An 8006-nucleotide genomic window follows, 5' to 3' on the forward strand; every position below is an offset into this window, starting at 1 on the left:
CGGGCACTGCTAGCAACAGGACTGCCACCGCACTGGACCACACAGGTTTCATGATGTTTCCTCGACGGGTCTGTGGTTGGATTCAACGCCAACCTTATAACTCACTACGTATAGCAATTGACAGCGCAATTGCCTAGCCATTGCTAGTAAAAAGGGGAGGCCCCATGGCCCCCCGCTAATTCAGGAGGACCTAGGACTTCGTCTTGAAGCCCTTAACGGCACTCGCATCGGGCTTGACATTGGGGACCGCCAAGAAGGGCGAACCTTGCTTCAAGCTGCTGAGCGTCGCTTTACCGGAAAGAGCTTGACCGAGCCGGATGTGGACATCGGTGTTCTCATAGGAGCCAGCGAACAGACCGGCACCGGGACCAGAAGCACTCAGGGGTACGTCCTCACCGGAGTGGGGCGCAACGCCAGTGTTGCCGTTGGTTTTGTTGGCACTGGCACTGCTGATGGGAGCACCGGGGGCTGGCTGGGCGGGTAACACGTTACGGGTGGGCATGTTGCCGACCAGCAAAATCCCGTCAGGGTCGCGGGCGGGATTGGGGAATGAAGCGTTGGACCCGGAGGGGCTGAGGGGTTGGAAGTTAGTCAGATAGTTCTGACTGTAGGTGGGACGACCGCCATTCTCCAACACCAGCTTGATGGTCGGGTCGGCTTCATCGGGGAAACCATCGTTGTTGAGGTCCTGATAGGTCGGGAAGGTCCCGTCGTTGAAGGTGCCAATCGCGTCTTGGAGCGGACAAGGCCGGGTGGTATCTGCTGCTGAACCGATGGTGATGGGGTAGGTGGTGCTGGGGGTGAAGCAACCGCCCGCCGGGGTCGCGCCGCCGGCAGCAATGGCACTGGGGACCACAACGCCGACGATCGTCTCGGGTTGGGCGTGGTCAGCGGTCGCGAGGCTGAGGGTCTTGCCGTCTTGGGCTTGACCATTCATCACGAAGCCGATGGCATTGTCGAGTTCCAGGATTTCGTAAATGACCCGCTCATATTCCAGGGTGTGGGCGAGTTTGTCGGATTGGGATTGCTCCACCAACAAGGCCCAACCGCCGGAGGGTCCAGCCAGGGTGTTGAGGACTTGGATTGCCTTGCTGGTCATCTCGGTTTTGGAGGGGACGGCAGCGAAACAATCTTGGATCAAGGTCCCGCAGCCCGTCCCTTGCGGGGGAGCGACGGTCATGCCCAAAGCCGGGTTGCTGGCAGTCTGTCCACCGATAGTGGCTTTACCACGGGCGACGAGCCGGTCTAGGGTACCAGGGATGTTGTCAACGCCGAGACCACTGGAGGTGGTGCGGAATTCCCCGGTGAAGATGCCCAAGAGGGGTTGGTTGTTAGGGGCAGCATTGAGTTCGCTGAGGTTACGGACGGTGCTGTATCCCAGGCTCGGAGCGATGTTGGCGAAGAGGTCCACATCGGTCCGACCACCAGAGCCGTACTGATAGAAGGTCTTGATTTCGGGGTTGGTAGACAAGAGCCAGTCAGAAGCACCACTGCCCAGGATGACATCCACGGGCTGGGTGAGTTGTTGCAAGGACGTGTAGCCGGTGAGGGGCTGGGCAGTCCCGTCTTGGTAGAAGTCGAGGTATTGCTGAGCGATGGCGGTCCGGGTTCCACGAGAGCGGGTGTGGCTTGCGACGGCGGCGGGGGTGGCATCGGTGACGAAGGCATCCGTCACTACGCCAATCTTCCAACCCTGGGTGCGCTTTAGGAATTCCCAGAGAGTCTCAATGCGGGGATTATCCAGGACGGTCTCGGGCGTGTTGTCAGCCGAGACGTTAAGGCCATTGTTGGGCTGTTTGAGGCCCGTCACGTAGTTTGCCATCCCCGGTGCGGAGTCGGTGATCAAACTGTCATAGGAAGCGGTGCCGACAAGACCGACGGATTCCATTTGGTCCATGTTGAGGCGGCTACGGCTACGGCCTTCAAAAAGTCCGCGACCAGCAAACCGAGCGGCAGAGCGCACCGGCAGACCCATGGCATCACCTAGGAAAAATACGAGGTGCTGGACCTTGCCGCCGAGCGCGAAACCCGAGACTTGGTAGGTGTTGGTGATGGTGTAGTCCACACCGTCCACGGTGACCACAGCGGTGACATCGTAGAGACCGGGCGTGCTAAAGGACAAGTTGCGGGCGGTCGCGCCGTAGAGCAAGGACGAAGCCGGGTTCCCACTCTCAAGCCCGGTGCCTTGGGCGGCAACAGTGGCATTAAAGAATTGGGTACGGTCCTGAGTGTTAATTACCAACTGTTTGAGGACCGGAGGCGTGGCTCCAGGGATCTGGGTCTCGATGCGGAGGTCCGCCAACTGACCCACGAGGATCTGGGTATTGGTGGGAGGCATGATCCGCAGGCCGGTGGTAGGTTCGGCGTTGGTCACGAAATCAGCCAGCAGACCGCCGGATTGAATCGGGTCTAGGTTGTTGCGGGTTACGCCATCGCCTTTAAAACGGGCATCATCATCGGGTCCCGCTTGGACCGCAGGCGCGGTCAAGACGAGGGTAGCTGACAGTAACAAGGTCAAACGATTTAGCCAAAAACGAGTCATTGTGTATCCCCTTGGGTAAAACAATCTAATCAATCAAAATCCCTGCTCCACAGAAGCTGCACTGAGGTATCAGTCCTAGTGCGTACTCCACCAACCCCTTGGGCGAGCTTCAAAACTTGAAGTCACTTGATGTTAGGCCAGCAAGGTTAAGAGAAGACGAGGGTTAAGTTAACGAGAGGTTAACGATGATGACAAGTTCTATTTTGATAACAGGAATCAATCTCATGTTAGGCTATTTTTAGGACAAAAACTAGCTTCATCTTTGACAATTTCTCGCTGATTCTAGTTGGACTAACCCATAGCCGTTTGGTCCACGAACCAGTACAGATTGCCCACAGGTTGAATACGGGCGGCGGGGGTGGTGCTAGTCCCGGTTAAGAGTTCATGAAGGATTGCCTGCTTCTCGGCTCCGGCGACGAGGAACGCTCCGGCACGGGTGCTGTTGAGCAAGGGATAGGTCATAGTAACGCGAGTGACAAAGGGTTTGAGGCCCGGTTCGTAGACGGCTTGGACCCAGTGGTCGCGCTCTTGGAGGACGGGTTTACCAGGGAATAGTGAGGCGGTGTGTCCGTCGGGTCCGAGTCCAAAGAAATGCACATCAAAGAAGGGCCGCGCTGGCTCGAGGGTAGGGGCACCGTAATGAGCAATGAGTTCCTGTTCATAGGCCAAGGCCGCTGTTTCGGGGGCCATGCCCTCAGTGGGGATGGGGTGGATATGGTCGGCAGGCACCGGGCAATGGCTGAGTAACGCTTGATTGACCATTCGGTAATTACTGTTGGGGTCCGTGGGTGGGACAAACCGTTCATCTCCCCAGAACCAATGCACCCGCGCCCAGGGGAAGCTCTCTCGAAAGGGCGATTGGGCTAGGGTCCGGTAGAGTATTTCGGGGGTGGACCCGCCGGACAGACCAATATTGAAGGGTCCTTGGTTGGCTTGGAGTTGGTCCATCAACCACCGGGCAACACGCTGGGCTAAGGCCGTGGAGTCGGGGTGGACTTCGGGGCTCATGGTGCGCTCAGGGTACAGGCCATGGCTAGGGCTTCGCGGTAATAGGGATCGGTCTGACTATTGGTCTGGAGCTCCTGGGCCAGGAGTTCATCCAGTCGCAATTCACCCAAGGCGGTCACTTGTTCGAAGGTACATTGGCCCTCTTCTTCGAGTTGTAACTGTACGCAATCGGCAATCACCCCCGAGCGGATCAAGAGGTACCGTTCGTTGTTAATCAAGAGCCGCACGGTTGCCAACGCGCCTACGGTCGTACCAGGGACTTCCCGCCAGACCGCTTCGATCTCACCTTGGGGTCCACTGAAAACTACGGCTCCGTTGTCCCACTGCTCTTGGAACTGCCAACCCAGCCGACTGGAGAGCCACCCCAGAAAAAGTAAAGGTTGAGCTAAATTCGGGCCGACATACTCCAGTTCGACGCGGTGGACTTCACTCAAGGCTGCTAAACGGCCCTCGTTGTCAAAAGCTTTAGCCGTCAACTCCCGCCAGGGAGCCAACCGCCACCAATTCAAGTCCCCGATAGCCTGGTCGGTGGGTAACTGGTCCAGAGTGGTTAGGTCTGCTGCCGTCCCTGGGGTCCCACTGTCTACAATCAACCGTTCCGCCAACACCCGTAAATTACTGAAGAGCGAATCCGTAGGCATGAAGATCCCCTGCCACCACAGATAGGTCGGTAGGTCGGGGATCAAGAGCGGCAAGACCGTCGTGTACAACTCGTGCAGGGCATTTCCGGTGGCGCGGAGGGTGACATATTCACAGCAGACCGGGGCGGGCTGGCCCCCAGAACCGAGGGGACAGTAGGCCGTGACTTCCGTGGCGACGGTATCGGCGGGGGCCGTGGGGTCATCCATAATCGCCAGGGTCCGGCAGGGGTATTGGACCGCTACCGCGCCAATCGTGTTTTCCAGATCCAGGGCCACACCGCCACTGAACACAATCAAGTTGAAAGTGGAGGCGCGGGTCTTGAGCTGTCCGTCGTCCTGGGTGGCCCAGATCCGGCTGAGTTCCTGGTCTACTTGGTTGAGCGGGACTTGTTTGGGAGCGCGGATGGCATAGACAGTCGGGTCTGGGGTCATGATGGCTCCTAGAGTCGTCGCCAGTGGCGGTTGTCACGGTTTAGTAGTTGGTCGGCGGCTTTGGGTCCCCAGGTCCCCGCTTCGTAACTAGCAAGGTCGGCGGGGGTGCCTTGGGTCCACTGCTCAATGATCGGGGTGACGACTTTCCAGGCGTACTCCACTTCATCAGCGCGGGCAAAGAGGGTCTGGTCTTTGTAGAGACAGTCGAGTAGCAGGCGTTCGTAGGCCTCGGGGCTTTTTTTGGCAAAGGTCGTGCCGTAGCGAAAATCCATGTTCACCGGGCGCATCGTGATATCCGGGCCGGGGACCTTGGCATCAAAGCGAATCGAAATTCCCTCGTCGGGTTGAATCCGCAGAGCTAGGACATCGGTGGTGGGATGGGTACTGTACCTGCGAAATAGATGGGACGGAGACTCCCGAAAGTGCAGAGAGACTTCGCTGGCCCGTTTCGCTAGCCGTTTCCCAGTCCGTAGATAAATCGGCACCCCGCTCCACCGCCAATTATCAATGTGTAACTTCACGGCGGCGTAGGTCGGGGTAATGGATTCCAGGTTCACCCCGCCCTCTTCGCGATAACCGGGGACCGCTTTACCCCCCAGGAAACCCCGGCTGTACTGGGCGCGGACGGTGTTGAGGGCGACATCTTTGGCGTCCATAACGACCATCGAGCGCAGAACTTTTACTTTTTCGTCACGCACGGTATTAGCTTCGATGGCGGCGGGCGGCTCCATACAGACCAGTGTTAAGACCTGCATCAGATGGTTCTGGAGCATATCGCGCAAGGCCCCGGCCTCCTCGTAATATTTGCCCCGGCCCTCTAAGCCCACGGTCTCCGCCACGGTAATTTGCACATGGTCTAGGTAACGGCGGTCCCACAAGGGTTCAAAAATGGCATTGGCGAACCGGAAGACCAGGATATTCTGGACGGTTTCTTTGCCGAGATAGTGATCAATCCGGTAAATCTGGTCCTCGTGGAAGACCCGACTGACGATGGCATTGAGTTCCTGACCCGTCTTGAGGTCACGCCCGAAGGGTTTCTCGACGATAATCCGCACGGTCTCTGGGGTCCCCGCCATGCCCTGGGTGACCATGCTCTCTAGGAGGACCGGGAAGGAACTCGGCGGGATTGAGAGGTAATAGACCCGGTTGCCCTGGGTACCACGCTTGGTGTCCAGTTCTTCTAGGTAGGTCCGTAACTCGCCATAGAACTCCGGTTGGTTGAGGTCCCCAGCGAAGTAGAACAGGCCACGAGCGAAGTCTTCCCACACTTGAGGTACGAAGTCCCGACTGTGCCCCTGCACCCCCTCATGCATCCGGTCTCGGAACTGGTCATCGCTCATCGGCGAACGGCCCACTCCGACCACGGTGAATTCGCTGGGCAGGTTGCGTTCCCGCGCTAGATCGTAGAGGGCCGGGAGGAGTTTGCGCTGGGCCAAGTCCCCCGAGGCCCCGAAGATGACCATGATGACGGGCTTGGGTAGGCGGTCAATGCGGAGTCCGGCGCGGAGTGGGTTTTGCAGGAGGGTGGTCATCGGCGTTCCTTAGGTAGTGTGCCACTCGGTGTGGAAGGTCCCGGCTTGGTCTACCCGCTCGTAGGTATGGGCACCGAAAAGATCGCGTTGGGCCTGGGTGAGATTGAGGGGGAGACGGGCACTGCGGTAACTGTCGTAATAGCCCAAGGAAGCACTCATCGCCGGACAGGGCACCCCGGCCTGAGCCGCCACTGCCACCACCTCGCGCCAGGGTCCTTGCTTGTCGGCAAGCTGCTGGGCAAAGTAGGGGTCTACCAAGAGGTTCGCCAGTAACGGGTTGGTGCTAAAGGCTTGTTGGATGCGGTCGAGCAACTTGGCGCGGATGATACAGCCGCCCTTCCAGATGCGGCTAATCTCAGCTAAGTCCAGCTCATAGCGATACTCGGTGGAAGCGGCCTGCAACAGGGTCATCCCCTGAGCGTAGGAGCAGACTTTGGAACAGTAGAGGGCTTGGGCGACTGCTTGGATGAACTGCGCCCGGTCCCCACTGAAGCTGTAACGCGGCCCCGTTAGCATCCGCGAAGCTGCCACCCGTTGCTCTTTAAAGGAAGAGATGATCCTGGCCTCAATCGCTGCATTGATCGTCGGGATCGTGATGCCGAGGTCTAGGGCATTTTGAGCGGTCCATTTACCCGTACCCTTCTGTCCGGCCTTGTCGAGAATTAGCTCAACGAGCGGTGTTTTCAGGACGGGATCGAGGTAGGTGAAGATGTCGGCGGTAATTTCAATTAAGAATGACTGCAAATCATCGTCTTCATTCCAGCTTTTGAAGGTGTGGTGTAGTTCCTCCGCGTCCATGCCGACCACATTTTTGAGGAGGTCGTAGGCTTCGGCGATGAGTTGCATATCTCCGTACTCAATGCCGTTGTGGACCATTTTCACGTAATGGCCCGCTGACTTGGGACCGATATAGGTGACACAGGGGCCGTCGGCAACCTGGGCGGCAATCTTGGTGACAATCGGCGCAATCTGTTCATAGGCGGCTGCCGGACCACCGGGCATGAGACTCGGCCCCCACAAAGCTCCCTCCTCGCCCCCGGAAACGCCCATGCCGATGAACTGGAGCTCGAGCTTGCTGAATGCCTCTGTCCTGAGATCCGTATCAGTAAAAAGTGAATTCCCGCCATCAATCACGATATCGCCGGGGCTCAAGAGCGGTTTCAACTGGTCCAGGACTGCATCCACGGGCTTCCCGGCCTTGACTAAGATGATAATTTTGCGCGGTGGCTCAAGGGCTTGGACGAAATGCTCTAGGGAAAACGTAGGAATAAAGTTCTTATCCTTGCCCCTAGCCTCCATGAATTCCTTGGTCTTGGCTTCGGTCCGGTTGTAGACCGCGATGGGGAAGCCATTACGTTCGATATTCAAAGCTAGGTTCTCACCCATTACGGCTAAGCCGATGAGTCCAATTTTTGCCAATCCAACCATGGCGATGCCTCATCTCGGTCAATCTGTTCAACCCTAGCTTAGGTACATTCAGGTCTTCTATCCACGGAGTATTAACATCCCTTCAGATTTAGCTGCCTTGAAGCGGCCCCTCCACCCCATGGGGCGGGGGACCAGGCAGAAGGATAGGGACCGTGGCTAGTGGCTGGCTAAGGGTGCGATAAGCTCACAGCAGGGATGATAGAGGAAGAGATGACAGAAAATTGGGCAGCGGTAGAGTGGAATAATCCTGCCGTCAGCGCGGAGGTCTTTACCAAAAGCGGCGTAAAGTCCCTAGCTTTAGCTATGGGGATATAAGCCGCCACCACTGAAGGGAGTCATAAAGTTAACAACGATAAGTAAAGTGTCATAGGTTATAATTGTGTCATGATTGTCCTTGAGTCGAAACTTGACGGAAAACTAGAA

General features: G+C 57.4%; 5 protein-coding genes. All 5 read right to left on the reverse strand.

Going from position 1 to position 8006, the window contains the following annotated elements; genetic code table 11:
- Positions 1-190: 190 nt before the first annotated feature.
- Positions 191-2542: an alkaline phosphatase gene (locus tag HFM78_RS14580; protein WP_287130182.1), complete on the reverse strand. Its 2352-nt coding sequence runs from the start codon at positions 2540-2542 to the stop codon at positions 191-193.
- 291 nt (positions 2543-2833) lie between these two features.
- Positions 2834-3550, reverse strand: coding sequence for a 6-phosphogluconolactonase (pgl, locus tag HFM78_RS14585; protein ID WP_287130183.1), 717 nt, complete (start codon positions 3548-3550; stop codon positions 2834-2836).
- Positions 3547-4623, reverse strand: coding sequence for a glucose-6-phosphate dehydrogenase assembly protein OpcA (locus tag HFM78_RS14590; protein WP_287130184.1), 1077 nt, complete (start codon positions 4621-4623; stop codon positions 3547-3549). Before HFM78_RS14590 ends, pgl begins: the two co-directional genes overlap by 4 nt.
- A gap of 8 nt (positions 4624-4631) precedes the next feature.
- Complete coding sequence (gene zwf, locus HFM78_RS14595; protein ID WP_287130185.1) at positions 4632-6155, reverse strand: glucose-6-phosphate dehydrogenase; 1524 nt, start codon at positions 6153-6155, stop codon at positions 4632-4634.
- Positions 6156-6164: 9 nt separating this feature from the next.
- The gene (gene gndA / locus HFM78_RS14600) at positions 6165-7583 is read right to left on the reverse strand and encodes an NADP-dependent phosphogluconate dehydrogenase (protein ID WP_287130186.1); all 1419 of its coding nucleotides are present in this window, start codon (positions 7581-7583) and stop codon (positions 6165-6167) included.
- Positions 7584-8006 lie beyond the last annotated feature (423 nt).

The sequence above is a fragment of the Candidatus Cyanaurora vandensis genome (assembly GCF_013285555.1).
In the GTDB taxonomy this organism is placed as follows: Bacteria; Cyanobacteriota; Cyanobacteriia; order Gloeobacterales; family Anthocerotibacteraceae; genus Cyanaurora; species Cyanaurora vandensis.